General features: G+C 58.2%; 22 protein-coding genes and 1 other RNA gene. 5 read left to right on the top strand and 18 right to left on the bottom strand.

Annotation, left to right across the window (positions count from 1 at the left end):
- Nucleotides 1-2: 2 nt before the first annotated feature.
- From gcvP to HCK03_RS04090, 7 genes are all read right to left on the bottom strand, one after another.
- On the bottom strand, nucleotides 3-2,876 hold the full coding sequence (gcvP, locus tag HCK03_RS04120) for an aminomethyl-transferring glycine dehydrogenase (protein WP_076948133.1): 2,874 nt from the start codon (nucleotides 2,874-2,876) through the stop codon (nucleotides 3-5).
- Nucleotides 2,877-3,050: 174 nt separating this feature from the next.
- A complete protein-coding gene (gene gcvH / locus HCK03_RS04115) occupies nucleotides 3,051-3,440 on the bottom strand; it encodes a glycine cleavage system protein GcvH (RefSeq protein ID WP_041147156.1) in 390 nt (129 codons plus the stop codon).
- Between the two features lie 23 nt (nucleotides 3,441-3,463).
- Nucleotides 3,464-4,558: a glycine cleavage system aminomethyltransferase GcvT gene (gcvT, locus tag HCK03_RS04110; protein WP_041147157.1), complete on the bottom strand. Its 1,095-nt coding sequence runs from the start codon at nucleotides 4,556-4,558 to the stop codon at nucleotides 3,464-3,466.
- A 421-nt stretch (nucleotides 4,559-4,979) separates the two neighbouring features.
- The gene (gene ubiI, locus HCK03_RS04105) at nucleotides 4,980-6,182 is read right to left on the bottom strand and encodes an FAD-dependent 2-octaprenylphenol hydroxylase (protein ID WP_041147158.1); all 1,203 of its coding nucleotides are present in this window, start codon (nucleotides 6,180-6,182) and stop codon (nucleotides 4,980-4,982) included.
- A gap of 10 nt (nucleotides 6,183-6,192) precedes the next feature.
- Complete coding sequence (gene ubiH / locus HCK03_RS04100; protein ID WP_167691173.1) at nucleotides 6,193-7,365, bottom strand: 2-octaprenyl-6-methoxyphenyl hydroxylase; 1,173 nt, start codon at nucleotides 7,363-7,365, stop codon at nucleotides 6,193-6,195.
- A complete protein-coding gene (gene pepP, locus HCK03_RS04095; RefSeq protein ID WP_076948137.1) occupies nucleotides 7,362-8,678 on the bottom strand; it encodes a Xaa-Pro aminopeptidase in 1,317 nt (438 codons plus the stop codon). Before pepP ends, ubiH begins: the two co-directional genes overlap by 4 nt.
- 23 nt (nucleotides 8,679-8,701) lie before the next feature.
- The gene (locus tag HCK03_RS04090; protein WP_123551966.1) at nucleotides 8,702-9,280 is read right to left on the bottom strand and encodes a YecA/YgfB family protein; all 579 of its coding nucleotides are present in this window, start codon (nucleotides 9,278-9,280) and stop codon (nucleotides 8,702-8,704) included.
- 166 nt (nucleotides 9,281-9,446) lie between these two features.
- Here HCK03_RS04090 and zapA point away from each other — a divergent pair, with 166 nt between their 5' ends.
- The 3 genes from zapA to HCK03_RS04075 all read left to right on the top strand — a co-directional run bounded on the left by zapA (nucleotide 9,447) and on the right by HCK03_RS04075 (nucleotide 10,724).
- On the top strand, nucleotides 9,447-9,776 hold the full coding sequence (zapA, locus tag HCK03_RS04085) for a cell division protein ZapA (RefSeq protein WP_041147162.1): 330 nt from the start codon (nucleotides 9,447-9,449) through the stop codon (nucleotides 9,774-9,776).
- Nucleotides 9,777-9,817: 41 nt separating this feature from the next.
- Nucleotides 9,818-10,001, top strand: a non-coding RNA gene (gene ssrS, locus HCK03_RS04080) — 6S RNA.
- A gap of 123 nt (nucleotides 10,002-10,124) precedes the next feature.
- Nucleotides 10,125-10,724: a 5-formyltetrahydrofolate cyclo-ligase gene (locus tag HCK03_RS04075; RefSeq protein ID WP_135183988.1), complete on the top strand. Its 600-nt coding sequence runs from the start codon at nucleotides 10,125-10,127 to the stop codon at nucleotides 10,722-10,724.
- Nucleotide 10,725: 1 nt separating this feature from the next.
- On the opposite strand, the gene HCK03_RS04070 is transcribed toward HCK03_RS04075, so the two are convergent.
- The 3 genes from HCK03_RS04070 to rpiA form a co-directional block, all read right to left on the bottom strand.
- Nucleotides 10,726-11,337, bottom strand: a complete 612-nt coding sequence (locus HCK03_RS04070) for a DUF2238 domain-containing protein (RefSeq protein WP_041147164.1) — start codon at nucleotides 11,335-11,337, stop codon at nucleotides 10,726-10,728.
- A gap of 37 nt (nucleotides 11,338-11,374) precedes the next feature.
- Nucleotides 11,375-12,607: a phosphoglycerate dehydrogenase gene (serA, locus tag HCK03_RS04065; protein WP_041147165.1), complete on the bottom strand. Its 1,233-nt coding sequence runs from the start codon at nucleotides 12,605-12,607 to the stop codon at nucleotides 11,375-11,377.
- Nucleotides 12,608-12,876: 269 nt separating this feature from the next.
- Nucleotides 12,877-13,536 carry a ribose-5-phosphate isomerase RpiA gene (gene rpiA / locus HCK03_RS04055; protein ID WP_041147166.1) on the bottom strand — a complete coding sequence of 220 codons (660 nt, stop codon included), beginning with the start codon at nucleotides 13,534-13,536 and terminating at the stop codon, nucleotides 12,877-12,879.
- A gap of 167 nt (nucleotides 13,537-13,703) precedes the next feature.
- Between rpiA and argP the strand changes: the two genes are divergently transcribed.
- Complete coding sequence (argP, locus tag HCK03_RS04050) at nucleotides 13,704-14,597, top strand: DNA-binding transcriptional regulator ArgP (protein ID WP_041147167.1); 894 nt, start codon at nucleotides 13,704-13,706, stop codon at nucleotides 14,595-14,597.
- Between the two features lie 53 nt (nucleotides 14,598-14,650).
- Here argP and HCK03_RS04045 read toward each other — a convergent pair whose 3' ends face one another.
- The 7 genes from HCK03_RS04045 to tkt all read right to left on the bottom strand — a co-directional run bounded on the left by HCK03_RS04045 (nucleotide 14,651) and on the right by tkt (nucleotide 23,166).
- Nucleotides 14,651-15,409, bottom strand: a complete 759-nt coding sequence (locus tag HCK03_RS04045) for an oxidative stress defense protein (protein WP_041147168.1) — start codon at nucleotides 15,407-15,409, stop codon at nucleotides 14,651-14,653.
- 83 nt (nucleotides 15,410-15,492) lie between these two features.
- Nucleotides 15,493-16,134 (bottom strand): arginine exporter ArgO, encoded by a 642-nt coding sequence (gene argO, locus HCK03_RS04040; protein WP_041147169.1) that lies wholly within the window; start codon nucleotides 16,132-16,134, stop codon nucleotides 15,493-15,495.
- A gap of 155 nt (nucleotides 16,135-16,289) precedes the next feature.
- On the bottom strand, nucleotides 16,290-17,147 hold the full coding sequence (gene mscS / locus HCK03_RS04035) for a small-conductance mechanosensitive channel MscS (protein ID WP_041147170.1): 858 nt from the start codon (nucleotides 17,145-17,147) through the stop codon (nucleotides 16,290-16,292).
- Between the two features lie 187 nt (nucleotides 17,148-17,334).
- Entirely contained in the window at nucleotides 17,335-18,414 is a 1,080-nt protein-coding gene (gene fbaA, locus HCK03_RS04030) for a class II fructose-bisphosphate aldolase (RefSeq protein ID WP_041147171.1), read from the bottom strand.
- A gap of 202 nt (nucleotides 18,415-18,616) precedes the next feature.
- Nucleotides 18,617-19,780 (bottom strand): phosphoglycerate kinase, encoded by a 1,164-nt coding sequence (gene pgk, locus HCK03_RS04025; protein WP_041147172.1) that lies wholly within the window; start codon nucleotides 19,778-19,780, stop codon nucleotides 18,617-18,619.
- A gap of 48 nt (nucleotides 19,781-19,828) precedes the next feature.
- On the bottom strand, nucleotides 19,829-20,848 hold the full coding sequence (gene epd, locus HCK03_RS04020; RefSeq protein ID WP_041147173.1) for an erythrose-4-phosphate dehydrogenase: 1,020 nt from the start codon (nucleotides 20,846-20,848) through the stop codon (nucleotides 19,829-19,831).
- A gap of 326 nt (nucleotides 20,849-21,174) precedes the next feature.
- A complete protein-coding gene (gene tkt / locus HCK03_RS04015) occupies nucleotides 21,175-23,166 on the bottom strand; it encodes a transketolase (RefSeq protein ID WP_041147174.1) in 1,992 nt (663 codons plus the stop codon).
- Between the two features lie 278 nt (nucleotides 23,167-23,444).
- Here tkt and loiP point away from each other — a divergent pair, with 278 nt between their 5' ends.
- The gene (gene loiP, locus HCK03_RS04010; protein WP_041147175.1) at nucleotides 23,445-24,203 is read left to right on the top strand and encodes a metalloprotease LoiP; all 759 of its coding nucleotides are present in this window, start codon (nucleotides 23,445-23,447) and stop codon (nucleotides 24,201-24,203) included.
- Between the two features lie 42 nt (nucleotides 24,204-24,245).
- Here loiP and HCK03_RS04005 read toward each other — a convergent pair whose 3' ends face one another.
- Complete coding sequence (locus HCK03_RS04005; RefSeq protein WP_135183987.1) at nucleotides 24,246-25,886, bottom strand: thiamine pyrophosphate-binding protein; 1,641 nt, start codon at nucleotides 25,884-25,886, stop codon at nucleotides 24,246-24,248.
- Between the last annotated feature and the right edge of the window lie 13 nt (nucleotides 25,887-25,899).

Genomic DNA, 25,899 nt, shown 5'->3' with positions numbered 1-25,899 from the left:
AATTACTGATATTCGCTCATCGGTACGCAGGAGCAGAACAGGTTACGGTCGCCGTAAACATCGTCCAGACGCTTCACCGTCGGCCAGTATTTATTCGCCAGCCCTGCCGGGAACACCGCCAGCTCGCGGGTGTACGGATGGCTCCACTCAGCAACCAGCTCGCCCTGGGTGTGCGGCGCGTTCACCAGCGGGTTATCCGCCAGCGGCCACTCGCCCGCTTTCACGCGCTCGATTTCGCCGCGGATCGCCAGCATCGCCTCGATAAAGCGGTCCAGCTCAACCTTGCTTTCCGATTCGGTCGGCTCAACCATCAGCGTACCGGCAACCGGGAAGGACATCGTCGGCGCGTGGAAACCAAAGTCGATCAGACGCTTGGCAATGTCCAGCTCGCTGATGCCGGTCTCTTCTTTCAGCGGACGAATATCCAGAATACATTCGTGCGCCACGCGGCCGTCGCGGCCGGTATAGAGCACCGGGAAAGCCTCTTTCAGGCGCGTCGCGATATAGTTAGCGTTGAGAATAGCCACCTGGCTGGCCTGCTTCAGCCCTTCCGCGCCCATCATGCGGATATACATCCAGCTGATAGGTAAAATGGAGGCGCTGCCGAACGGTGCCGCGGAAACCGCGCCCTGACGGGTCAGCATGCCTTCAATTTGCACCACGCTGTGGCCCGGTACGAACGGAGCCAGGTGCGCCTTCACGCCGATTGGGCCCATGCCAGGGCCGCCGCCGCCGTGCGGAATGCAGAAGGTTTTGTGCAGGTTAAGGTGCGACACGTCCGCGCCGATAAAGCCCGGAGAGGTGATCCCCACCTGCGCATTCATGTTCGCGCCGTCGAGGTAAACCTGGCCGCCGAACTGATGCACAATCTCGCACACTTCGCGGATGGTCTCTTCATACACGCCGTGCGTCGACGGGTAGGTCACCATGATGCAGGAGAGGTTTTCCCCCGCCTGCTCTGCCTTAAGACGCAGATCGGCGAGATCGATGTTACCGTTTTTATCACAGGCCACGACCACGACCTGCATCCCTGCCATCTGCGCGGATGCCGGGTTGGTGCCGTGCGCCGAGCTTGGGATCAGGCAGATATCGCGATGGCCTTCATTGCGGCTCTCGTGGTAATGACGGATAGCCAGCAGGCCCGCATATTCGCCCTGGGCGCCGGAGTTCGGCTGCATGCACACGGCGTCGTAGCCGGTCAGCTTCACCAGCCAGTCGGAGAGCTGGGCGATCATCTGATGATAACCTTCCGCCTGCTCTGCCGGGCAGAACGGGTGCAGCTCGGCAAACTCAGGCCAGGTGATCGGGATCATTTCCGCCGCGGCGTTGAGCTTCATGGTGCAGGATCCCAGCGGGATCATCGCCTGATTCAGCGCCAGATCTTTACGCTCCAGCGAGTGCATGTAGCGCATCATCTCGGTTTCGCTGTGGTAGCGATTGAATACCGGGTGGGTCAGGATCGCATCGTCGCGCAGCATGCTGGCCGGGATCGAACGGCTGTCGAGCGCAACGTCTTTGTCCAGGGTATCGATATCCAGCCCGTGCGCCTCGCCAACGATCGCGCGGAACAGGTTCAGCACGTCTTCGCGGGTGGTGGCTTCATCGAGGGTGATACCGACCGCGTTGTGAATGTCGCTGCGCAGGTTAATTTCCAGCGCCTCGGCGCGCGCCAGCACCGCCGCTTTATCGGCAACGTCAACGCAGAGGGTGTCAAAGTAGTGCGCGTGGCGCAGCTTGAGCCCTTTCTTCTGCAGGCCGTCGGCGAGAATATCCGTCAGGCGATGGATGCGGCTGGCGATACGCTTCAGGCCAGCCGGGCCGTGGAAGACCGCGTACAGGCTGGCGATGTTGGCCAGCAGCACCTGGGAAGTACAAATATTGGAGTTCGCTTTCTCGCGGCGGATATGCTGCTCGCGGGTCTGCATCGCCATGCGCAGCGCGGTGTTGCCGGCGGCATCTTTCGATACGCCGATAATACGGCCTGGCATGGAGCGTTTGAATTCATCTTTTGCCGCGAAGAAGGCCGCGTGCGGACCACCGTAGCCCATCGGCACGCCGAAACGCTGGGCGGAACCGAAGACGATATCGGCGCCCTGCTTGCCCGGCGCGGTCAGCAGCACCAGGGTCATAAAGTCGGCCGCCACGCTCACCACGACCTTGCGCGCTTTAAGCTCGGCAATCAGGCCTGCGTAATCGTGCACTTCACCGGTCGTACCGACCTGCTGCAGCAGCACGCCGAAAACGTCCTGATGATCGAGCGCTTTGTCCGCGTCATCGACGATAACGTCAAAGCCGAAGGTTTCCGCGCGAGTGCGGACCACGTCCAGCGTTTGCGGGTGCACGTCGGCAGCCACAAAGAAGCGGTTCGCGTTTTTGAGCTTGCTGACGCGCTTCGCCATCGCCATCGCTTCCGCGCCGGCGGTTGCTTCATCCAGCAGCGAGGCAGAGGCGATATCCAGCCCGGTCAGATCGAGCGTAACCTGCTGGAAGTTGAGCAGCGATTCGAGGCGACCCTGCGATACTTCCGGCTGATAAGGGGTATACGCGGTATACCAGCCCGGGTTTTCCAGCATATTGCGCTGAATAACCGGCGGCAGCTGCACGGCGGTGTAGCCCATGCCGATGTAAGACTTAAAGCGCTTGTTACGCCCGGCAATTGCCTTCAGCTCCGCGAGCGCGGCGAATTCCGTCGTCGCATCACCGACCTGCGGCGGCGTTGCCAGCTGAATATCCTGCGGCACAATCTGGCCAATCAGGGCGTTAAGCGAATCGGCGCCAACGGTATTCAGCATCTCCTGCTGTTGCTGAGCATCCGGACCGATGTGACGTTCAATAAAGGCGCCGCGGTTTTCAAGCTGACCTAAAGTCTGAGTCATGAGCGATGGTTCCTGAAACGTGCAGTGAATCGTAATTGTCTGACTGGTTTGCCCGGTTTTGCACGCATGCTCACCGGACCTTTCTACGCAAAACCGTTCACGCGGCTGGCAGTGACGCCAGCGGGCGGGTTAGCCGGGAAGCTAACCCGCCCGCCGCGTGAAGGATGAACGTAGTTACTCGTCTTCTAACAGCGCGGCATAAGCCGTCGCGTCCAGCAGCGCCGCGACCTGAGCTTCATCGCTGGCTTTGATTTTGAAGATCCAGCCGTCGGCGTACGGATCGCTGTTAATCAGCTCCGGGGAGTCGTTGAGCTCTTCGTTCACCGCCACGATCTCGCCGCTAATCGGAGCATAGATATCCGAGGCCGCTTTAACCGACTCCGCAACGGCGCAGTCATCACCGGCTTCAACCGCCGCGCCGACTTCCGGCAGATCGACGAAAACCATATCGCCAAGCAGCTCCTGCGCGTGCTCGGTGATGCCAACGGTGTAGGTGCCGTCAGCCTCTTTGCGCAGCCATTCGTGTTCTTTACTGTATTTCAGTTCTGCTGGTACGTTGCTCATCAATTCATCTCCAAAAGGGGGAATCACGCAACGGCTTTGCCGTTACGCACAAAAACGGGTTTAGTCACTTTTACCGGCATTTCGCGGTTACGGATTTGTACGACAGCCGTTTCACCGATGCCCGCCGGTACGCGTGCCAGTGCAATACTGTAGCCCAGCGTCGGGGAGAACGTCCCGCTGGTGATAATGCCCTCTTGCTGATTACCATCAGCATCGGTAAAGCGCACCGGCAGACCGCCGCGCAGTACGCCCTTCTCGGTCATCACCAGACCAACCAGTTGCTCGGTTCCTTTTTCGCGCTGCAGCTCCAGCGCTTCACGACCGATAAAGTTGCGATCGGCAGGTTCCCAGGCGATGGTCCAGCCCATATTCGCCGCCAGCGGGGAGACGCCTTCGTCCATCTCCTGGCCGTACAGATTCATCCCGGCTTCCAGGCGCAGCGTATCGCGCGCGCCGAGGCCGCAGGGCTTCACGCCCGCGTCCAGCAGGCTGCGCCAGAAATCTGCGGCCTGTTCTTTCGGCAGCGCAATCTCGTAGCCCGCTTCGCCGGTGTAGCCGGTGGTGGCGATAAATAAATCCCCCGCCTGTACGCCAAAGAACGGCTTCATGCCGGCAACGGCCTGGCGCTGCTGCTCGCTAAACAGGGTGGCGGCCTTCTCTTTCGCCTGCGGGCCCTGGACGGCGATCAGCGACAGATCGTCGCGTACGGTTATCTCCAGGCCATAGGATTCAGCCTGCTGGCCGATCCAGGCGAGGTCTTTTTCGCGCGTCGCGGAGTTAACAACAAGGCGGAAATAGTCTTCCGTCAGGAAATAGACAATCAGGTCATCGATAACGCCCGCCGAAGCGGTCAGCATTCCGCTGTACAGCGCTTTGCCAGGGACGGTGAGCTTCGCTACATCGTTAGCCAGCAGATAGCGCAGGAACTCGCGCACCCGGCTCCCGTGGAAGTCGACGATGGTCATGTGCGAGACGTCGAACATGCCGGCATCGCTGCGCACCGCGTGGTGTTCATCAATCTGGGAACCGTAATGCAGCGGCATCATCCAGCCATGGAAGTCCACCATGCGAGCACCGCACAGCGTGTGTTGTTCATACAACGGAGTCTGTTGAGCCATCTTTTCCTCGTCGAATAAAACGGAACCAGCTACTTTTTTGCGGCGATTTCGCCCCGCGAAATCCGGCGTCGAGGCCTTTCGCTGGCGCCGACGCAAACGTTATCTTTTGCCTGAACTTACCACCGAAACCGGCGCTAAACCATAAGGTAAATCAGGACATCACATTAGCTTATGACCAAAACTCGCCGAAAACTCTACAGAATTATTGACTGGAAAAAAGCGATTAATGCCACATAAAATTAACATAACCACCGAACAAAGCAGGTCATGATGGTATTTTATGCGAAAAAATGGGCCTATTTTCTTTAACAAAAAAAGACAGACATTAATAAAACTAATGCGAAAAAATGGGTGAGATTAGATTATTTCAAATGAGAGGGGAAAACCCGGCGCGAAGCCGGGTGAGAGAAGTGTGACGAGCTTAACGTAACCAGCCAGGAAGGTCGTTTAGCCCCATCGCCTGACGAATCAGCTGCGGCTTGACGCCCGGCAGCGTATCGGCAAGCTTGAGACCGATATCGCGCAGCAGCTTCTTCGCCGGATGGCTACCGGCAAACATTTCGCGAAAGCCCTGCATTCCCGCCAGCATCAGCGCGGCGCTGTGCTTGCGGCTGCGCTCATAGCGGCGGAGATACAGATGCTGGCCGATATCCTTGCCCTGAGCGTGCAGGCGCCTGAGCTCATCGATAAGCTCTGCGGCATCCATAAAGCCCAGGTTCACTCCCTGCCCGGCCAGCGGGTGGATGGTATGGGCGGCGTCGCCAACCAGCGCCAGACGATGGGCGGCAAACTGCCGCGCGTAGCGGCCGGTCAGCGGGAAAACTTCGCGCTCGCTCTCAATCTGGCACAGGCCAAGGCGATTATCGAAGGCGATATTCAGCGCCTGATTAAACGTCGCCTCGTCCGCCTGCTGCATCTGCTCCGCTTCCTGCGGCGGTAGCGACCAGACGATCGAGCACAGGTGCGGATCGCTGAGCGGCAGGAAGGCGAGGATACCGTCGCCGTGGAAGGCCTGGCGTGCGATGGCCCGATGCGGCTCCGCGGTGCGGATGGTGGCCACCAGCGCGTGATGGCGATAGTCCCAGAAGGTCAGCGGAATATCGGCCTTGTTGCGCAACCACGAGTTGGCGCCGTCGGCGCCGACCACCAGCCGGGCGGTGAGCATGCTGCCGTCCTGCAGGCTAAGGAAGGCTTCGTTCTCCCCCCATGCGACCTGCTGCAGCTGCGCCGGAGCCAGCAGCGTAACGTCAGAGCAGCGCTGCGCCTTTTGCCACAGCGCGTGGTGAACGACCGCATTTTCTATAATGTGTCCGAGGTGGCTGAAGCCCAGACTTTGGTCATCAAAGCTGATGTGGCCAAAGCTGTCTTTATCCCACACTTCCATCCCGTGATAGCAGCTGGCGCGGCGGGCGATAATTGCTGGCCAGACGTCAAGCTTGCTCAGGAGCTTCTCGCTGGCGGCGTTAATCGCGGAGACCCGCAGCGCTGGCCGCGCATCGGCGCTCAGCGGCTGTGGCTCAGCCTGCTCAAGGACGGCGACGCGCAGCCCGCTGCCCTGCAATCCGCAGGCAACCGCCAGCCCCACCATGCCACCGCCCACAATGGCAACATCAACACTTTGCACGTTCAACTCCTTAACGGGGGACCCAACCGAGGGTACGCTGCGCCAGCGCATCGCGCGCCGGAGTAAATAATTCCATCGCCATCAGGCCAAGGTTGCGCCCCGCAACCAGCGGCGCCCAACGGTTGGCAAACAGATGAACCAGGCCATCGGTCACGCCGATAGTCGCGGACTTATCATCCGCTCGCCGCGCCTGATACTGCTCAAGCAAGGCGTAATCGCCCGGATCGCGCCCGCCGGCCTCGGCCACAATTTCAGCCAGGCTCATCACATCGCGCAGGCCGAGGTTAAACCCCTGCCCGGCAATGGGATGCAGCGTCTGCGCCGCGTTGCCGACCAGCGCCAGACGATGGGAAACGGCGCGGCTGGCGGTGGTTAACGCCAGCGGATAAACGCTGCGCGCCCCGGCGTGGGTAATCCGCCCCAGCCGCCAGCCAAACGCCTGCTGCAGCTCGTGGCAAAAACGTTCGTCCGACCAGCTCAGGACGTCGTCATAGCGGGACTGAGGGTGGCACCACACCAGCGAACAGCGGCCCTGCGACATCGGCAGCATCGCCAGGGGACCGTGCTCGGTAAACCGCTCAAAGGCGCGCCCCTCGTGGGGCAAAGCGGTGCTGACGTTGGCAATAATCGCCAGCTGTTGGTAGGGCTGCTGCTGCCAGCTGATACCGCAGCGGGCGCCGATCGTCGAGCGCGATCCGTCCGCCGCCACCAGCAGCCTGCCGTCGATAGTTTCACCGCTGTCCAGGGTGATGCTGACGCCCTCCTCCCGGCGGCCGACGTTCTCTACTTTTGCCGGACAGTGCAGGGTAATACCCGGCGCCTCGCGCAGTTGCGCAAACAGGCGCTGGCCAATATCGTGCAGTTCAACGACCTGGCCCAGCGCTGCCAGGCCATAGTCCTGAGCGTCCAGCGTGACGAACCCCGCGTGGCCGCGGTCGCTGACGTGCACGCGCTGGATCGGCGTCGCGCAGTCGGCGATCTCCTGCCAGATACCGACGCGCGCCAGCTGCTGGCAGGTGCCTGCCGCCAGCGCAATCGCCCTGGCGTCAAATCCTGGATGCTTCGATGATTCCGGCGCCGCCGCTTCTACCAGATGGACCGGCAGTGCGCCGTCGGTCAGCCGGGAGATAGCCAGGGCCAGGGTCGCGCCGGTCATTCCGCCGCCAACGATCAGCACGCTCATGAGCGTCGCGCCGCCGCCATCAGCGCTTCGATATCGTCAGCGCGTTTCACCACCCCGGCGGTGAGATTTTCATTGCCGTCAGCGGTTATCACAATATCGTCTTCGATGCGGATACCGATACCGCGATACTGCGACGGCACGTCGGCATCGGTGGCGATGTACAGGCCTGGCTCAACGGTCAGCACCATGCCCGGCTCAAGGATACGCGAACGCTCGGCGTCGTAGCGGCCGACATCATGTACATCCAGCCCCAGCCAGTGGCTCAGGCCGTGCATAAAGAACGGGCGGTGCGCATTGCTGGCGAGCAGCTCTTCGACATCCCCTTTAAGGATGCCGAGGCGCACAAGGCCGACGATCATTATCCGCACAACTTCCTGATTAACCTCCTGAATAGAGGTGCCAGGGCGGTATAGCGTCAGCGCGGTTTCCAGCGATTCGAGGACAATGTCATAAATCTCGCGCTGGGCCGGGCTAAATTTGCCGTTAACCGGGAAGGTGCGGGTAATATCGCCCGCATAGCCGCGGTATTCGCAGCCGGCATCGATCAGCACCAGATCGCCATCGCGCAGCTCGCACTCGTTTTCGGTGTAATGCAGAATGCAGCCGTTGTCGCCGCCGCCCACGATGGTGTTATAGGAAGGGAAGCGGGCGCCGTGACGGTTGAATTCGTGAAGGATTTCGCCCTCCAGCTGGTATTCGTACATCCCCGGCTGACACTTTTCCATCGCCCGGGTGTGGGCCAGGGCGGAGATCTCTCCGGCACGGCGCAGCACCTCAAGCTCTTCTGGCGATTTGAACAGGCGCATCTCATGCACTATCGGCCGCCAGTCGATGACGGAGTTTGGCGCCTGCAGGTTCTGGCGCGAGCCCTTACGCAGCTTCTCCAGCGCCGTGAAGACGATTTTATCGGCGTAGGCATATTCGCCCTGCGCAAAATAGATGGCGTCAAGGCCGTTCAGCAGTTGGAACAGCTGTTGGTTAATTTCGCTGAACGCCAGGGCGCGGTCGACGCCGAGCTTCGCGGGCGCGGCCTCCTGCCCAAGGCGACGGCCGAACCAGATCTCTGCCGTCAGATCGCGAACGCGGTTAAACAGCACGCTATGGTTATGGGTGTCGTTGCTTTTAATCAGCACCAGCAAGGCTTCAGGCTCATTGAAGCCGGTAAAGTACCAAAAATCGCTGTTCTGCCGGTAGGGATATTCTGAATCTGCGCTGCGTACCGCTTCCGGTGCGGCGAAAATGAGCGCCGCGCTGCCCGGCTGCATCTGCGCTAACAGCGCCTGGCGACGAGAAAGAAATTCCTGCTGTGTCATGACGCCCCCTCAACAAATTGTAATTAGTGTAGTGTCGGCTTGCGTACTTCTGGTGCGGTTGGCTGCTGGCGCGAGAAGTTTTCGTGGCACAGCAGCGCGGCAACGCGTACGTACTCGATAATCTCTTCTAACGACATCTCCAGCTCTTCCTGGTCTTCGTCTTCGTCGTAGCCCAGCTGCGCAATGTTGCGCAGATCGTCGATGGCTTCGCCGGTTTCATCTTTGACCTTATCCAGCTTCGGCTGAGTCACACCAAGGCCTAGCAGGAAGTGGTTAACCCAACCGGCCAGCGCATCGGCGCGTTCAAACACGGTCACGTTCTCCCCTTCCGGCAGATAGAGCTGGAACAGAAAGCCATCGTCTTCCAGTGAGTCGCTGGTCGCGGAATGCATGTTGCGCAGAGACTGCGCCAGCTCGTGGCCGAATGCGAGACCTTCGTTCGTCAGGTCGTGCACCAGCGGCTGCCAGCTGCTGTCTTTATTACCGCCGCACAGGATCCCGCTGATCAAACCGTGCATTTCGGCCGGGGTTAAGCCCACGCCCTGTTGGTTCAGTAACTGGTCTACGGCGTTGTAACCAGGCATTTCGTTCTGTATAGACATGCGCATTCGTCATCGTTGGGAGGAATATTCATGATATGCTACCACTTTGGACCCTGGTGAACCAGAATAGGGCTTGTACCTTCGCATCAGGGTAGCTATAGTGTCGCCCCTTCGTAGCCCCGGGTATGGGCGTGAAGGCCGCGCAGTCAATCAGCAGGAAGGTGGCATGTCTGCACAACCCGTCGATCTCCAAATTTTTGGCCGTTCACTTCGCGTGAATTGCCCGCCTGAACAAAGGGATGCCTTGAGTCAGGCAGCTGATGACCTGAATCAGCGGTTGCAAGATTTAAAAGAACGCACTAGAGTCACAAATACTGAGCAGTTGGTCTTCATCGCCGCGTTGAACATCAGCTATGAGTTAACTCAGGAAAAAGCGAAAACCCGCGACTACGCCTCCAGTATGGAACAGCGTATTCGGATGCTTCAGCAGACCATCGAACAAGCGTTGCTTGAGCAAGGTCGCATAAGCGAAAGAACCGGGCCAAAGTTTGAATAACACTTTGCAATTAACTGTGTTAGAGTAATCGCAAGAACAAAATTTCTCTGAGATGTTTGCAAGCGGGCCAGTCCCCTGAGCCGATATTTCATACCACAAGAATGTGGCGCTCCACGGTTGGTGAGCATGCTCGGTTCGTCCGAGAAGCCTTAAAACTGTGACGACGCATTCACCTTGAACCAAGGGTTCAAGGGTTACAGCCTGCGGCGGCATCTCGGAGATTCCCTTCTTTAGCGCTTCATTCGCACCACTTCACATTCAGCATTACACCTACTCTGTATTACACTACGCCTACATGCATAACCGGCTCACGTCGTGACGTGATAATGCCAGATCAGGCGATCTTTCATGACCCAAATTTCTGATACCCGCTCAACCCGACAGCAGATTCGCCAGCACATCCGCCAGCTTCGACGCACGCTGACGCCTGAACAGCAGGCCAGTTTTGCCGCGCTGGGTGCGAACCGCATGATGGCCTATCCGCCGGTGACCCTCGCGCGAACCGTGGCGCTGTTTCTTTCCTTCGACGGCGAGTTGGATACCCGACCGCTGATTGAGCAGCTGTGGCGGGCGGGAAAACGCGTCTATCTCCCCGTGCTCCACCCTTTCAGTCCGGGAAACCTGCTGTTTTTACACTACCATCCGCAAAGCGAACTGGTGATAAACCGCCTGAAAATCCACGAGCCAAAGCTCGACGTGCGCGACGTGCTGCCGCTGTCGCAGCTGGATGTGCTGATTACGCCGCTGGTGGCCTTTGATGCGCTCGGCCAGCGTCTGGGAATGGGTGGGGGATTTTACGACAGGACGCTGCAAAACTGGCGCCAGTATCCTCTGCAGCCCGTCGGCTATGCCCACGATTGCCAGCAGGTTGACGTACTGCCGACGGAGCAGTGGGATATCCCGCTGCCCGCGGTGATCACGCCCTCAAAGCTGTGGCAGTGGGCGTAGGTTATTGGTAGCCGAGCGTCTTCAGCTGCCGGTTATGCCGGCCGCTTAGCAGGAAGAGAGTCGCCAGCGATCCCAGCAGCGCACAGAACATATCCGACTGGGTGTCCCACGGGTCGCCCTGGGTGCCGAGAAAATCGTCCGCCCCCTGCCCCATCGCCAGCGCCGCCCACCATTCAATCAGCTCGTAGGTCGCGCTGATGGCCAGCGCGATGCAGCACACCAAAAATGACAGCATCTTGCGCCCGCGGACGTAGCCGCCGCGAATAAGGATTTCCCGCGCCGCCAGCGCCGGCACCAGCCCCTGAAAAAAGTGGCCGAGCTTATCGTACGGATTGCGGCTTAGGTTAAGCCACGCCTGCACGTCAAAACCAATCGGCACTTTGGCGTAGGTATACATCCCGCCGACCATCAGAATGATGGCGTGAAAGAAGATAAGCGTGTACAGGAGCGGGGTGAGCGGATAGCGCGAACGCGTTGCCAGCAGCAGCGGAACGATGATAATGACCGGCGTCACTTCCATCAGCCACGTCAGGCGGTCGTGAGTTCCCCATCCCGTCCATGCAAGGATCAGCAGCAGGAGGAGAACGCCGGTATTCAGTAGTGATTTATGCATAGGTTAAAGGGATCCCCGCAGGGATCCTCGATATGAATCAGAACAACAGACGCGCGCGGATAGTGCCCGGGATCGCCTTCATCGCCAGCAGTGCCTGCTGCGCCACATCCTCTTCGGCTTCAATATCGATAACCACATAGCCCATCTGCGGGGTGGTTTGTAGATACTGCGCCGCGATGTTGATGCTCTGAGCGGCAAAGATCTGGTTGATGGCGGTCAGTACGCCAGGACGGTTTTCGTGGATATGCAGCAGACGGCGACCGCCGTGCAGCGGCAGCGACACTTCCGGGAAGTTTACCGCGGAAAGGGTTGAGCCGTTGTCGGAGTACTTCGCCAGCTTGCCCGCCACTTCCAGACCGATATTTTCCTGCGCTTCCTGGGTAGAACCCCCGATATGCGGCGTCAGGATCACGTTGTCGAACTCGCACAGCGGCGAGGTGAACGGATCGCTGTTGGTGGCCGGTTCGGTCGGGAAGACGTCAATGGCCGCGCCCGCCAGGTGCTTGCTCGCCAGCGCATCGCAGAGGGCCGGGATATCGACCACAGTGCCGCGAGAGGCGTTGATCAGCAGCGCACCAGGCTTCATCAGCGCCAGCTCTTCCGCACCCATCATATTTTTGGTGGAGGCATTTTCCGGCACGTGCAGGCTCACCACGTCGCTCATGTTCAGCAGGTCGGAGAGATGCTGCACCTGAGTGGCGTTACCAAGCGTAAGTTTACTTTCAATATCATAGAAATAGACGTGCATCCCCAGCGATTCGGCCAGAATGCCCAGCTGCGTACCGATATGGCCGTAGCCGATAATACCGAGCTTTTTGCCGCGCGCTTCAAAGCTGCCAACCGCCAGTTTGTTCCACACGCCGCGGTGCGCTTTGGCGTTAGCTTCAGGGACGCCGCGCAGCATCAGCAGCAGCTCACCAATGACCAGTTCGGCAACGGAGCGGGTGTTAGAAAACGGGGCGTTAAAGACGGGGATACCGCGTTTGGCTGCCGCGTTCAAATCGACCTGGTTAGTACCGATACAGAAGCAGCCAACGGCGACCAGCTTTTCTGCAGCAGCGAAAATCTCTTCCGTCAGGTGAGTACGGGAGCGCAGGCCAATGAAATGGGCATCACGGATCGATGCTTTCAGCGCTTCGCTATCGAGCGCGCCTTTGTGAAATTCAATGTTGGTATAGCCTGCAGCGCGGAGGTTATCCACCGCCTTTTGATGCACACCTTCAACCAGCAGAAACTTAATCTTGTCTTTTTCCAGTGATACCTTAGCCATTTCCCCGTCCTGTTTTTGTCTTATCTGATGTCGTGTGGAACGACACTTCATCCCAGCAACATATCAAAAAAAACTATCGCAGCAATATGAACGTTTGCGTCGACGTCCTGAAGAAATATCACACAGAGGGAAATAGCAGGACAAAAAACCAGAAAGGGAAAGAAAGGTAGATTGTTACTCAGGCTAGTTGCATAAATGTGACAGAAGTCACCAAATTCAGCCTGGAGAAAAAATATTTGCGAGGGAGCGATTCGCTCCCTCCGAACGGATTATTTTACGATGGTTTTAACACCATCGGCGGTGCCGATCAGCGCGACATCGGCGCCACGGTTGGCGAACAGACCCACCGTCACGACGCCAGGAATACCGTTAATGGCATTTTCCAGCGCGATAGCGTCGAGGATCTCGAGGCCGAAAACATCGAGAATGACGTTACCGTTGTCGGTAATCACGCCCTGACGGTACTCCGGGCGGCCACCCAGCTTCACCAGCTCACGCGCCACGGCGCTACGAGCCATAGGAATAACTTCTACCGGCAGCGGGAATTTGCCGAGGATATCGACCTGCTTTGAGGCGTCGGCGATGCAGATAAACTTGTCCGCGACCGAGGCGATAATCTTCTCGCGGGTCAGCGCCGCGCCGCCGCCTTTAATCATCTGCATATGGCCGTTGATCTCATCCGCACCGTCTACGTAAATACCTAAACGGTCGACGCTATTGAGATCGAAAACCGGAATGCCCAGGCCCTTCAGCTTTTCGGTGGAGGCATCGGAGCTGGAAACCGCACCCTCAATCTGCCCTTTCATTGTGCCCAGTGCATCAATAAAATGCGCGGCCGTGGAGCCGGTGCCGACACCCACGATGGTGCCCGGCTGAACATACTGCAATGCCGCCCAGCCTACTGCTTTCTTCAGTTCATCTTGCGTCATGATTATGGTCCGAGATGTGAATACCTGAGGCGCATTATAGAACATCAGGGGTGTTATTGTCCCTGCGACGGGGATCACACAACTGAGCAGACTATTTTCGTCTTCATCAAAAAGAAATTTATGTCATAGTGCAAGTTAATGAAAAGTTATGGGGGTACGCCAGAGCAATGAAACGACCGGACTACAGAACACTACAAGCGCTGGACGCGGTGATAAGAGAACGTGGGTTTGAGCGCGCCGCGCAGAAGCTATGCATTACACAGTCCGCCGTCTCTCAGCGTATTAAACAGCTGGAAAACATGTTCGGCCAGCCGCTGCTGGTGCGTACCGTACCGCCGCGTCCTACCGAGCAGGGGCAGAAGCTGCTGGCCCTGCTGCGCCAGGTTGAGCTGCTGGAAGAGGAGTGGCTGGGCGATGAGCAAACCGGCTCGACGCCGCTGCTGCTGTCGCTGGCGGTGAACGCCGACAGCCTGGCGACCTGGCTGCTGCCGGCGCTCTCCAGCGTGCTTTCCGACTCCCCTATTCGCCTGAATCTGCAGGTGGAAGACGAAACCCGCACCCAGGAGCGCCTGCGCCGCGGTGAGGTGGTCGGGGCGGTCAGTATCCAGCCGCAGGCGCTGCCAAGCTGCCTGGTCGATCAGCTCGGGGCGCTGGACTACCTGTTTGTCGCCTCGAAAGAGTTTGCGCAACGCTATTTTCCCAACGGCGTAACCCGCTCGGCGCTGCTCAAAGCGCCGGTAGTCGCTTTCGATCATCTCGACGACATGCATCAGGCTTTTTTGCAGCAGAACTTCGATTTGCCGCCGGGCAGCGTGCCTTGCCATATCGTTAACTCATCGGAAGCCTTTGTGCAGCTCGCCCGTCAGGGCACCACCTGCTGTATGATCCCGCATCTGCAGATCGAAAAGGAGCTCAACAGCGGCGAGCTTATCGATTTGACGCCGGGCCTGTTCCAGCGCCGGATGCTCTACTGGCATCGCTTCGCGCCGGAAAGCCGGATGATGCGCCGGGTCACCGATGCGCTGATTGCCTACGGGCACAAGGTGCTGCGCCAGGACTAAACCTCGGGCATAAAAAAAGCCCCTTCAGCTGAAGGGGCTTTTTTGCATCTGGCTTACTGCGCCGCTGCGGCCGGTTTCTCCGGCGCCGCCGGTTGAGCCGGCTGGGTTGGCTGCAGCTCAAAGACCACATCCACCTGATCGTCAAACTGGATTGTCGCCTGCTCGTAGGTTTCCTGGGCGGAAACCGGCGCGGCATCGGCGGCTTTCATCATGCGCACCATCGGGCTCGGCTGATAGTTCGAGACGTGGTAGCGCACGCTATAAACCGGGCCCAGCTTGCCGTGGAAACCGGCAGCCAGCTCCTGCGCCTGGTGTACGGCGTCATCGATGGCCGCCTTGCGCGCCTTATCTTTATAGGCATCCGGTTGCGCAACGCCCAAGGATACCGAGCGAACTTCGTTCAGGCCGGCCTTCAGCGCGCCGTCCAGCAGGCCGTTAAGCTTGTCCAGCTGGCGCAACGTCACTTCGACGGTGCGCACGGCGCGATAGCCCTTCAGGATGCTTTTACCGTTCTGGTAATCATAGTCAGGCTGGGTGCGCAGGTTCGCGGAGTTGATATCCTTCTTGGCAATGCCGTTCTTTTCGAGGAAAGAGAGGTATTGCGCAACGCGATCGTCGGCCTGTTTTTTCGCCGATGCGGCATCTTTCGCGGCCACGTTGACTTCAATTGCCAGGGTCGCAATATCGGGCGCCGCAGCAACGCTGGCGGTACCCGAGGTCACAATGTGGGGGCCATTTGGCAATTCATTTGCCTGAGCTGCCATTGAGCTGAATCCGATTGCTGCCGCCAGGGCCATGAGCTTTAACTTCACTGTCGTTTCTCCATCTACATTGGTCGCCCATATACGGACGCATGCCAGCAAGCTTAACGCGTATAAGCGAAAAGTCCATCGGACTAAGCCTGGTTGACCAGCGCCTGTACGTGTAAAAAGCCATCTTTCGCCAGCTGGACGGCGATCAGCCACATCACCAGGCCAACCAGCACGTTAATGATCCGCTGCGCCCGGGCGGTGCGCAAACGCGGCGCCAGCCAGGCCGCCAGCAGGGCCAGACCGAAGAACCACAGGAAAGAGGCGCTGATGGTGCCGAGCGCAAACCAGCGTTTCGGCTCAACCGCCAGCTGCCCGCCCAGGCTGCCGAGCACCACGAAGGTATCGAGGTAGACGTGCGGGTTGAGCCAGGTGACCGCCAGCATGGTGACAATAATTTTCCAGCGCCCCTGCTTCATCACCTCCGCGCTCGCCAGTTCCAGATTGTCGCTAAAAGCCGTTTTCAGCGCGCCGAAACCGTACCACAGCAGGAAGGCCACGCCGCCCCAGGTGACCAGCGCCAGCAGCCACGGCGACTGCATCAGCAGCGCGCTGCCGCCAAAAATACCGGCGCAGATCAGCAGAAGATCGCTAATCGCGCACAGCAGCGCAATCATCAGATGATACTGGCGGCGAATGCCCTGATTCATCACAAACGCATTCTGCGGACCGAGCGGCAAAATCATAGCCGCTCCCAGGGCAAGCCCCTGAAAGTAATACGATAACATAGTGGTTTTTCCGATGAGGTCGTTAATGCAGGGGAATATAGCGCGAACAAATCATTAGAGGAAATTGATAATATTAATCATTAATAAGCAATGCTAATAGTCGCGTTCTGATAAAGGCCAGCGGGTGCTGGCCTTTATCGACTGCGGGCGCTGAACTACTCCGCCTGCTCCTGCGGACGGATCACGTGCACGTCCATCTGCGGGTACGGGAAGCTGATACCGTTGGCATCAAAGTCGCGCTTGATGCGTTCCAGAACATCCCAGTAAACGCTTTGCAGATCGCTGCTCTGGCTCCAGACGCGGATAACGTAGTTAACCGACGACGCGCCCAGCTCGTTCAGGCGTACGGTCCTTTCACGATCTTTCAGGATGCGCTCGTCGGATTCGATAATATTGGTCAGCAGCTGCTTCACCTTATCGATATCGGCATCGTAGGCGACGCCAATAATAAATTCGTTGCGGCGAACCGGTTCACGCGAAAAGTTAATGATGTTACCGGCGATGATTTTACCGTTCGGGATCACTACGATTTTGCCATCGGCCGTGCGCATGGTGGTGGAGAAAATCTGCACGTTCAGCACGGTACCGGCCACGCCGCCGAGATCGACGTATTCACCCGCGCGGAACGGACGGAACATCACCAGCAGCACGCCGGCGGCGAGGTTGGACAGCGAGCCCTGCAGCGCCAGACCAACGGCTAAACCGGCGGCACCGAGTACGGCGATCACCGACGCCGTCTGCACGCCGACGCGACCTAAGGCGGCAATCAGGGTAAAGGCGATAACGGCGTAGCGCACCAGCGCGGAAAGAAAATCGGCAACGGTGGCATCAATCTTACGCGCCAGCATCAGACGATTAACCGTGTTCGACACCATGCGCGCCACGATCATCCCGACGATAATAATCGCGATTGCCGCGACGATGTTGACGGCATAGCTCAGGAGCAGTTCCTGATTACGCACCAGCCACGAGCTGGCGTTGTGTATGCTATCGGCAACGTTCAAATCTTCCATTTAACATTCCTTATAAATACCCGGGCGGGAAATAAAAACCAGGCCTGCAAAACGGCAGGTAGGTTAAGGGTAAACAATATGCGCCTGTTTTGCCAAGTCGATCACAGTTTTCCCCTGGTATATCCTTTTGCCTGGAAACGAAAAAGCCCGCAGTTAAGCGGGCTTCAGGGCAAGAAACAGAATTTTCTTACAGAACGTCGATCGCGTTCAGCTCTTTAAATGCCTGCTCCAGACGAGTCACCATGGACGTCTGAGCAGCGCGCAGCCATACGCGCGGATCGTAGTATTTCTTGTTCGGCTGGTCTTCGCCTTTCGGGTTGCCCAGCTGGCCCTGCAGGTAAGCTTCGTTAGTTTTGTAGTACTGCAGGATACCGTCCCAGGTTGCCCATTGGGTATCGGTATCGATGTTCATTTTGATCACGCCGTAGCTTACGGAGTCTTTGATTTCCTGAGCAGAAGAACCGGAACCGCCGTGGAAGACGAAGTTCAGGCTGTTGTGCGGCAGGTTATGTTTCTTAGAAACATATTCCTGAGAGTCGCGCAGGATAGTCGGGGTCAGAACCACGTTGCCCGGCTTGTACACGCCGTGTACGTTACCGAAGGAAGCAGCGATGGTGAAACGCGGGCTGATCTTGCTCAGTTCAGTGTACGCGTAATCAACGTCTTCCGGCTGGGTGTACAGCGCAGAAGCGTCCATGTGGCTGTTGTCCACGCCGTCTTCTTCGCCACCGGTGCAGCCCAGTTCGATTTCCAGAGTCATGTCCATTTTGGCCATGCGCGCCAGATACTTAGAGCAGATCTCGATGTTTTCGTGCAGGGACTCTTCGGACAGGTCAATCATGTGAGAAGAGAACAGCGGTTTGCCGTGAGCGGCGAAGTGTTTTTCACCGGCGTCCAGCAGGCCGTCGATCCACGGCAGCAGTTTCTTAGCGCAGTGGTCGGTGTGCAGAATAACCGGCACGCCGTAGTGTTCAGCCATCTGGTGAACGTGATGTGCACCGGAGATAGCGCCGAGGATTGCCGCACCCTGAGGAACGTCGGTTTTAACCGCTTTACCCGCGATGAACGCCGCGCCGCCGTTAGAGAACTGAACGATAACCGGAGATTTAGCTTTTGCAGCTGCTTCCAGAACGGCGTTGATGGAGTCAGTACCCACACAGTTAACCGCTGGCAGTGCGAAGTTATTCTCTTTAGCTACCTGGAACACTTTCTGAACGTCATCACCAGTGATCACGCCAGGTTTTACAAAATCAAAAATTTTAGACATGTTACGTAGTCCTGTATCTTCGGCCGTTTCTGCTCGTCACAATTCGTGCTGCCGGTGCGTTGGCTTTCCTCGCTTACCGCCGCCGCTAACTTGCGTAAGCCGCCGGGGTTCGCCGTGTCGCTGCCTTCCGGCAGCGCGAATTATTTAGAGCGACAATTGAATAGAATTTGAAAAACAGGCGGTGTTACCCGCCTGTACAAACTTACTTCTTAGCGCGCTCTTCGAGCATTGCTACTGCTGGCAGTACTTTACCTTCCACGAATTCGAGGAACGCGCCGCCGCCAGTAGAGATGTAGGAAATTTTGTCCGAGATGCCAAACAGGTCAATTGCAGCCAGGGTATCGCCGCCGCCTGCAATGGAGAACGCTTCGCTGTCGGCGATGGCGTTAGCCACGATTTCAGTGCCTTTACGGAAGTTCGGGAACTCAAACACGCCAACCGGGCCGTTCCACAGAATGGTTTTGGCATTTTTAAGGATATCAGCCAGCTTCTGTGCAGAAACGTCGCCGAGGTCCAGAATCTGCTCTTCATCTTTGATGTCGTTAACAGATTTCAGGGTTGCAGTCGCCGTTTCGGAGAATTCAGTCGCCACGCGAACGTCGGTCGGAACCGGGATATCGCAGGTCGTCAGCAGGCGCTTAGCTTCGTCAACCAGGTCAGCTTCGTACAGGGATTTGCCCACGTTGTGGCCCTGAGCGGCAACGAAGGTGTTGGCAATGCCGCCACCGACAATCAGCTGGTCAGCGATTTTAGACAGGGAGTCCAGAACGGTCAGCTTAGTGGAAACTTTAGAACCACCGACGATGGCAACCATCGGGCGAGCCGGCTCTTTCAGCGCTTTACCCAGCGCGTCCAGCTCTTCAGCCAGCAGAGGACCGGCGCAGGCTACGTCGGCAAATTTACCGATACCGTGGGTAGAAGCCTGGGCACGGTGGGCAGTACCGAATGCATCCATAACGAATACGTCGCACAGCGCGGCGTATTTTTTAGACAGCGCTTCGTCGTCTTTCTTTTCGCCTTTGTTGAAGCGAACGTTTTCCAGAACAACCAGTTCACCGGCGGCAACTTCAACGCCGTCCAGGTAATCTTTAACCAGACGCACCGGGTTGGACAGCTTGTCTTTCAGGTAATTAACAACCGGCAGCAGAGAGAATTCTTCGTTGTACTCGCCTTCGGTCGGACGACCCAGGTGAGAAGTGACCATCACTTTAGCGCCCTGCTTCAGAGCCAGCTCAATGGTCGGCAGAGAAGCACGAATACGCGCGTCGCTGGTTACTTTACCGTCTTTAACTGGTACGTTCAGATCGGCACGGATAAAAACGCGTTTACCAGCCAGATCCAGATCGGTCATCTTAATTACAGACATGGTGAATCCTCTCGTTGATTCATAAAGTTTTGCAAGCGCTCACGCACTTTACCTGAAACCTTGAGCGGCCATCGCTAACGTCGTGTCGAGCATCCGGTTAGCAAAGCCCCATTCGTTATCGCACCAGACCAACGTTTTGATCAAATGCGCCCCACTCACCCGCGTTTGAGTACCATCAACGATGGCGCTGTGCGGATCGTGGTTAAAATCTGTCGAGACTAACGGTAATTCCGTATAGTCAACTATACCATGAAATGTTCCCTGCGCTGCTTTTTGCAGCAACTGGTTGACTTCACTAGCCTTTACCGGTTTTTTCACCGTCACGCTCAGGTCGATCGCCGTCACATTTATCGTCGGTACGCGAACCGCAATCGCTTCAAAACGGTCGTTAAACTGAGGGAAAATACGTGCGATCCCCGCCGCAAGTTTAGTATCAACCGGAATAATTGACTGACTGGCCGCACGCGTACGGCGTAAATCCGGATGATAGGCGTCTATAACCTGCTGATCGTGCATGGCGGAGTGGATCGTTGTTACCGTCCCTGACTCAATGCCGTAGGCATCATCTAACAGCTTAATGACCGGAATAATGCAGTTGGTGGTGCAGGAGGCGTTGGAGACAATACGGTGCTCTGCACGTAGCTCATCATGGTTAACGCCGAACACGACGGTGGCATCGAGATCGTTACCGCCGGGATGCGAAAAGATAACCTTCTTCGCGCCAGCCTGAAGATGGGCTTCGCCATGCTCACGGCTGCCGTAAACCCCGGTACAATCCAGTACGATATCCACCGCCAGCTCTTGCCAGGGTAGCGCCTCTATCGAAGCTTCGTGCAGCAGGCGAATGACGTCATCGCCAACGTAAAGCTGCTCCCGCTCCTGGCGAACATCCCAGGCAAAGCGCCCATGGCTGGTGTCATATTTCAATAAGTGCGCAATGCCCGCAGCATCCGCCAGCTCGTTGATTGCCACCACGGTAATTTCCGCACGACGCCCGGATTCATATAAAGCACGAACCACGTTGCGTCCTATGCGACCGAAGCCATTAATCGCAATGCGTATGGTCATAGGTCTCCTGCAAGGTTATCCCTGATGTGAAGTGGCTGACAGAGTAATCCAGCAACGCCCGGAGGGAAACCTTACCCGTCGCAAACTGCGACTGATTGATTAATTGTCGAACATTTAGACGACTGAAACGCTTCAGCTAGAATAAGCCAAACGCGGAATAAAAGGAATGCTTGTCCAGTACGAGAAGCGTGTAATCTGACATACATCACATTTTCACTGGAATAATATGCAGCCTCGTGACAGCCATCGGGAATAACAGCAACAAAAAAGCCGGGCGTTAGCCCGGCTCATTCTTCTGATGCCTTCGCGAAGCGCGTTGCACAGAACTACAGCAGCGCTTTCGCCTTAGCGACAACGTTTTCAACGGTGAAGCCGAACTCTTCGAACAGCAGCTCAGCCGGCGCAGACTCGCCGAAGCTGGTCATACCAACGATGGCGCCGTTCAGACCCACGTATTTGAACCAGTAGTCAGCGATACCCGCTTCCACGGCCACGCGAGCCGAAACCGCTTTCGGCAGCACCGATTCACGGTACGCCGCATCCTGCTTGTCGAAGGCGTCGGTGGACGGCATGGAGACCACGCGCGCCTTCACCCCTTCCGCAGACAGCTGGTCCCACGCGGCAACCGCCAGCTCAACTTCTGAACCGGTGGCAATGAAGATCAGCTCCGGCTGGCCGGCGCAATCCTTCAGCACGTAGCCGCCGCGGGCAACGTTCGCCAGCTGCTCCGCCGTACGCTCCTGCTGCGCCAGATTCTGACGTGACAGGATCAGCGCCGTCGGGCCGTCGTGACGCTCAACGCCGTATTTCCACGCAATCGCCGATTCCACCTGGTCACACGGACGCCATGTGCTCATGTTCGGCGTCACGCGCAGGGAAGCCACCTGCTCGACCGGCTGGTGCGTCGGGCCGTCTTCGCCCAGACCGATGGAGTCGTGGGTGTAGACCATCACCTGACGCTGTTTCATCAGCGCCGCCATACGTACCGCGTTACGCGCGTACTCCACGAACATCAGGAAGGTAGAGGTGTACGGCAGGAAACCGCCGTGCAGGGAGATACCGTTGGCAATCGCGGTCATCCCGAACTCACGCACGCCGTAGTGGATGTAGTTCCCGGCGGTGTCTTCGTTAATCGCCTTCGAGCCGGACCAGATGGTCAGGTTGGACGGCGCCAGGTCAGCCGAGCCGCCGAGGAATTCAGGCAGCAGCGGGCCAAAGGCTTCAATCGCATTCTGCGACGCTTTACGGCTGGCGATTTTCGCCGGGTTAGCCTGCAGTTTCGCGATGAATTCGTTCGCTTTCGCGTCGAAGTCAGCCGGCATCTCGCCCTTCATGCGGCGGGTATACTCGGCGGCTTCCTGCGGGAAGGCTTTCGCATAAGCAGCGAACTTCTCGTTCCACGCTGCTTCTTTAGCCTGACCGGCTTCTTTCGCATCCCACTGCGCGTAGATGTCAGACGGGATTTCAAACGCCGGGTGGGTCCAGCCCAGGGCCTCGCGGGTCAGCGCGATTTCCGCGTCGCCCAGCGGCGCGCCGTGGGAGTCGTGGGTGCCCTGTTTGTTCGGCGAACCGAAGCCGATGATGGTTTTGCACATCAGCAGGGACGGCTTGTCGGTCACCGCACGCGCTTCTTCTACCGCGCGTTTGATGGCCTCAGCGTCATGGCCGTCAACGCCGCGCACCACGTGCCAGCCGTAGGCTTCGAAACGTTTAGCGGTATCGTCGGTGAACCAGCCTTCAACGTGACCGTCGATGGAGATGCCGTTGTCGTCATAGAACGCCACCAGTTTGCCCAGCTTCAGGGTACCGGCCAGGGAGCACACTTCGTGAGAAATGCCTTCCATCATGCAGCCGTCGCCCATGAACGCGTAGGTGAAGTGGTCAACGATATCGTGGCCCGGACGGTTGAACTGCGCCGCCAGGGTTTTTTCAGCAATCGCCATCCCAACCGCGTTGGCAATCCCCTGGCCCAGCGGGCCGGTGGTGGTTTCAACGCCGGCGGTGTAGCCAACTTCCGGGTGGCCCGGGGTTCTGGAGTGCAGCTGACGGAAGTTTTTCAGTTCTTCAATCGGCAGATCATAACCGGTGAGATGCAGCAGGCTGTAAATCAGCATTGAGCCGTGGCCGTTGGAGAGCACGAAACGGTCGCGATCGGCCCAGGCCGGGTTGTTCGGGTTATGATTCAGGAAATCACGCCACAGGACTTCGGCAATGTCAGCCATACCCATCGGGGCACCCGGGTGGCCGGATTTGGCTTTCTGTACCGCGTCCATGCTCAGCGCACGAATAGCGTTAGCAAGCTCTTTACGTGAGGACATTTTGACTCCAGTTCGGACTGTTGAAGGCCATACCCTTAACGACTTGACGACAGCGCGTTTTGGGCTACGCCGGAAAAAAGTGACAACAATGTAACCCAAGCGACAAAACATGTACATGGAGCATCCTTTTGTGGTTTAAGAAATCTCCGGAACACGTTGTGCTGCCCCGGAATCCTCTCGCCCGTAACGCGCAATACTCTTTATAATTTGTGCAGGATGCGACATGCTTACCGTCGCCTTTTTCAGACAAAAAATCGTAAGATTGTGGAAGATAAAAAATGAAAATTCGCTCAACTATTCTTGCCCTTGGGATCGCAGCAACGCTCACCGGATGTCAGAACATGGACTCCAACGCCCTCCTCAGCTCCGGCGCCGAAGCTTTCCAGGCCTACTCTCTGAGCGACGCGCAGGTCAAAGCGCTCAGCGACCAGGCCTGTAAAGAGATGGATAGCAAGGCAACTATTTCGCCCGCCGGCAGCGAATACAGCAAGCGTCTGAATAAAATCGCCGCCGCGCTGGGGGACAATATCAACGGCCAGCCGGTTAACTACAAAGTATATGAAACCAAAGACGTTAACGCGTTTGCGATGGCCAACGGCTGCATCCGCGTATACAGCGGCCTGATGGACATCATGAACGATAACGAAGTGGAAGCGGTTATCGGCCACGAAATGGGCCACGTTGCGCTGGGTCACGTGAAGAAAGGTATGCAGGTGGCGCTCGGCACCAACGCCGTTCGCGCCGCCGCCGCGTCTGCGGGCGGTATCGTCGGCAGCCTCTCCCAGTCTCAGCTGGGCGATCTGGGCGAAAAGCTGGTGAACTCGCAGTTCTCCCAGCGCCAGGAGTCCGAAGCGGACGACTACTCCTACGATCTGCTGCGTAAGCGCGGAATTAATCCGTCGGGACTGGCCACCAGCTTCGAGAAGCTGGCCAAGCTGGAAGCCGGGCGTCAGAGCTCAATGTTTGACGATCACCCGGCATCGCAGGAGCGCGCTCAGCACATCCGCGATCGCATGAAGGCCGACGGCATTAAATAATCCCGACTCCCCTCTCTGCAACGCCAGAGAGGGGAAAACGGCTTAATACAGCGTTTTCTGCGGCGGCCCGGCAAAACGCAGCGCGCCAATCTGCCCCATTTTGACCTCCACCACCGACGGCCCCGGCATCGCCAGCGCTTCGGTCATCACCGACTGGAAATCCTCCGCCCGCTCAACGCTCCACGCCTGCAGGCCGATGGCCTGCGCCAGCAGCGTGAAATCCGGAGTATGCAGCTCGTTGTAATACTGACGCCCGCCGAAATACTTATCCTGAATCCCGCGCATCACGCCGTAGCCGCCATCGTTCATGACAATCAGCGTGACGTTAGCCTTTTCCTGCGCCAGCGTCGCCAGCTCCCCCAGATTCAGGCTCAGCCCGCCGTCGCCGACGAGGCCGACCACCTTCCGCTGCGGGTTAGCAATCGCCGTGCCGATCGCCATCGGCAGGCCCATGCCAATGGCCCCGGCCAGCGAGTGGATGTTCATTAACGGGCCGTGGGCGCGGAACAGACGGCTCCCCCACAGGCTGCCGGAAACGGTGATATCGCGCACCAGGATCCCGTCGTCAGGCAGCGCCTGCGCGATGGCGTCGTTCAGCTGTGCGTAGGCGCCGCACTGCTCGCGCAGCCCGCTATCCGCCAGCGCGACCGCCTCTTTGACCTGCGCGTCCCACTGCTCATTGCCCCATTCACGCCCCTGCGCTTTTTCCGCCAGCGCCGCCAGCAGGTTGCCACAGTCGGCAATCAGCGTGTTATCCATCAGATAGTTACGGCTGGCCGCCGCCGGGTCGATATCAATCTGCACCCTTGGCGACGGCAGTTCGAGGGTCCAGGAGCGGGTTTCATTGCTGCGCAGGCGCGAGCCCGCCACCAGGGTAAAATCACACTGCGCCATCAGCGCTTCAACGGACGGCGAATTATGGAACGCGCGCAGGCTGGCGCGGTGCGCATCCGGCAGCACGCCGCGGCCGTGGGTGCTGGAGATCACCGTCATCCCGGCATCGGCCAGCTTTTTCACCGCCGCCGCGCTGCCGATAGCCCCGCCGCCCAGCCACAGCAGCGGTCGTTTCGCCTGTCGCAGCTGCGCCCACAGCGCATCGACAACGGCGCTATCGGCGTCCGCCGCCGGGGCCGCTTTCAGCGCGGCGGTCACCAGCGAGGCCGGGATTTTCGCGCCCTGAATATCAATCGGGATCTCAACCGATACCGGCCCGCACGGCGGCGTTTGCGCCTCCTGAATCGCCTTATGCAGGATAGCCAGCGCCTGACTGGCGTTGCTGATGCGGTACGCGCGCTTCGAGCTGGCCTTCAAGAAGGTCAGCTGGTCGCGGGTTTCGTGAATAAAGCCGGTGTCGGCATCGAGCCAGGTTTTCTCCACCTGACCGGTGAGGTGCAGCAGCGGCGTGCAGGCGTTCATCGCCTCCACCAGCGCCCCTACCGCGTTGCCGGCCCCCGCGCCGGTGCTGGTCAACGCCACGCCCAGTCCGGAAAAGCGCCCGTGGGCGTCGGCCATGGTGACCGATCCGGCCTCACCGCGCGCCGGAACAAAGCGGATATTTCCACGCTGGCCTACCGCATCGGCGATCGGCAGGTTGTGAATAGAGATGACGCCGTAAATAGCCTCAACGTTGTACTGCTCCAGCGTTCTGGCGATGGCTTCGCCGACGGTTATCATTTCGCTCATTGCACACCCTTTT

Source organism: Klebsiella terrigena (assembly GCF_012029655.1).
Classification (GTDB): domain Bacteria; phylum Pseudomonadota; class Gammaproteobacteria; order Enterobacterales; family Enterobacteriaceae; genus Klebsiella; species Klebsiella terrigena.
The sequence above is the reverse complement of the archived record's forward strand: the minus strand, read 5'-3'. Positions and strand labels throughout refer to the sequence as shown.

Bases quoted from the DNA above. Each gene is read 5' to 3' on its own strand.
- gcvH (WP_041147156.1), bottom strand. From the start codon at position 3,440: ATGAGCAACGTACCAGCAGAACTGAAATACAGTAAAGAACACGAATGG.
- HCK03_RS04070 (WP_041147164.1), bottom strand. From the start codon at position 11,337: ATGCATAAATCACTACTGAATACCGGCGTTCTCCTCCTGCTGCTGATC.
- tkt (WP_041147174.1), bottom strand. From the start codon at position 23,166: ATGTCCTCACGTAAAGAGCTTGCTAACGCTATTCGTGCGCTGAGCATG.
- pgk (WP_041147172.1), bottom strand. From the start codon at position 19,780: ATGTCTGTAATTAAGATGACCGATCTGGATCTGGCTGGTAAACGCGTT.
- HCK03_RS04090 (WP_123551966.1), bottom strand. From the start codon at position 9,280: ATGTCTATACAGAACGAAATGCCTGGTTACAACGCCGTAGACCAGTTA.
- fbaA (WP_041147171.1), bottom strand. From the start codon at position 18,414: ATGTCTAAAATTTTTGATTTTGTAAAACCTGGCGTGATCACTGGTGAT.
- zapA (WP_041147162.1), top strand. From the start codon at position 9,447: ATGTCTGCACAACCCGTCGATCTCCAAATTTTTGGCCGTTCACTTCGC.
- pepP (WP_076948137.1), bottom strand. From the start codon at position 8,678: ATGACACAGCAGGAATTTCTTTCTCGTCGCCAGGCGCTGTTAGCGCAG.
- serA (WP_041147165.1), bottom strand. From the start codon at position 12,607: ATGGCTAAGGTATCACTGGAAAAAGACAAGATTAAGTTTCTGCTGGTT.
- mscS (WP_041147170.1), bottom strand. From the start codon at position 17,147: ATGGAAGATTTGAACGTTGCCGATAGCATACACAACGCCAGCTCGTGG.
- HCK03_RS04005 (WP_135183987.1), bottom strand. From the start codon at position 25,886: ATGAGCGAAATGATAACCGTCGGCGAAGCCATCGCCAGAACGCTGGAG.
- loiP (WP_041147175.1), top strand. From the start codon at position 23,445: ATGAAAATTCGCTCAACTATTCTTGCCCTTGGGATCGCAGCAACGCTC.
- epd (WP_041147173.1), bottom strand. From the start codon at position 20,848: ATGACCATACGCATTGCGATTAATGGCTTCGGTCGCATAGGACGCAAC.
- argP (WP_041147167.1), top strand. From the start codon at position 13,704: ATGAAACGACCGGACTACAGAACACTACAAGCGCTGGACGCGGTGATA.
- gcvP (WP_076948133.1), bottom strand. From the start codon at position 2,876: ATGACTCAGACTTTAGGTCAGCTTGAAAACCGCGGCGCCTTTATTGAA.
- HCK03_RS04075 (WP_135183988.1), top strand. From the start codon at position 10,125: ATGACCCAAATTTCTGATACCCGCTCAACCCGACAGCAGATTCGCCAG.
- ubiH (WP_167691173.1), bottom strand. From the start codon at position 7,365: ATGAGCGTGCTGATCGTTGGCGGCGGAATGACCGGCGCGACCCTGGCC.
- rpiA (WP_041147166.1), bottom strand. From the start codon at position 13,536: ATGACGCAAGATGAACTGAAGAAAGCAGTAGGCTGGGCGGCATTGCAG.
- argO (WP_041147169.1), bottom strand. From the start codon at position 16,134: ATGTTATCGTATTACTTTCAGGGGCTTGCCCTGGGAGCGGCTATGATT.
- gcvT (WP_041147157.1), bottom strand. From the start codon at position 4,558: ATGGCTCAACAGACTCCGTTGTATGAACAACACACGCTGTGCGGTGCT.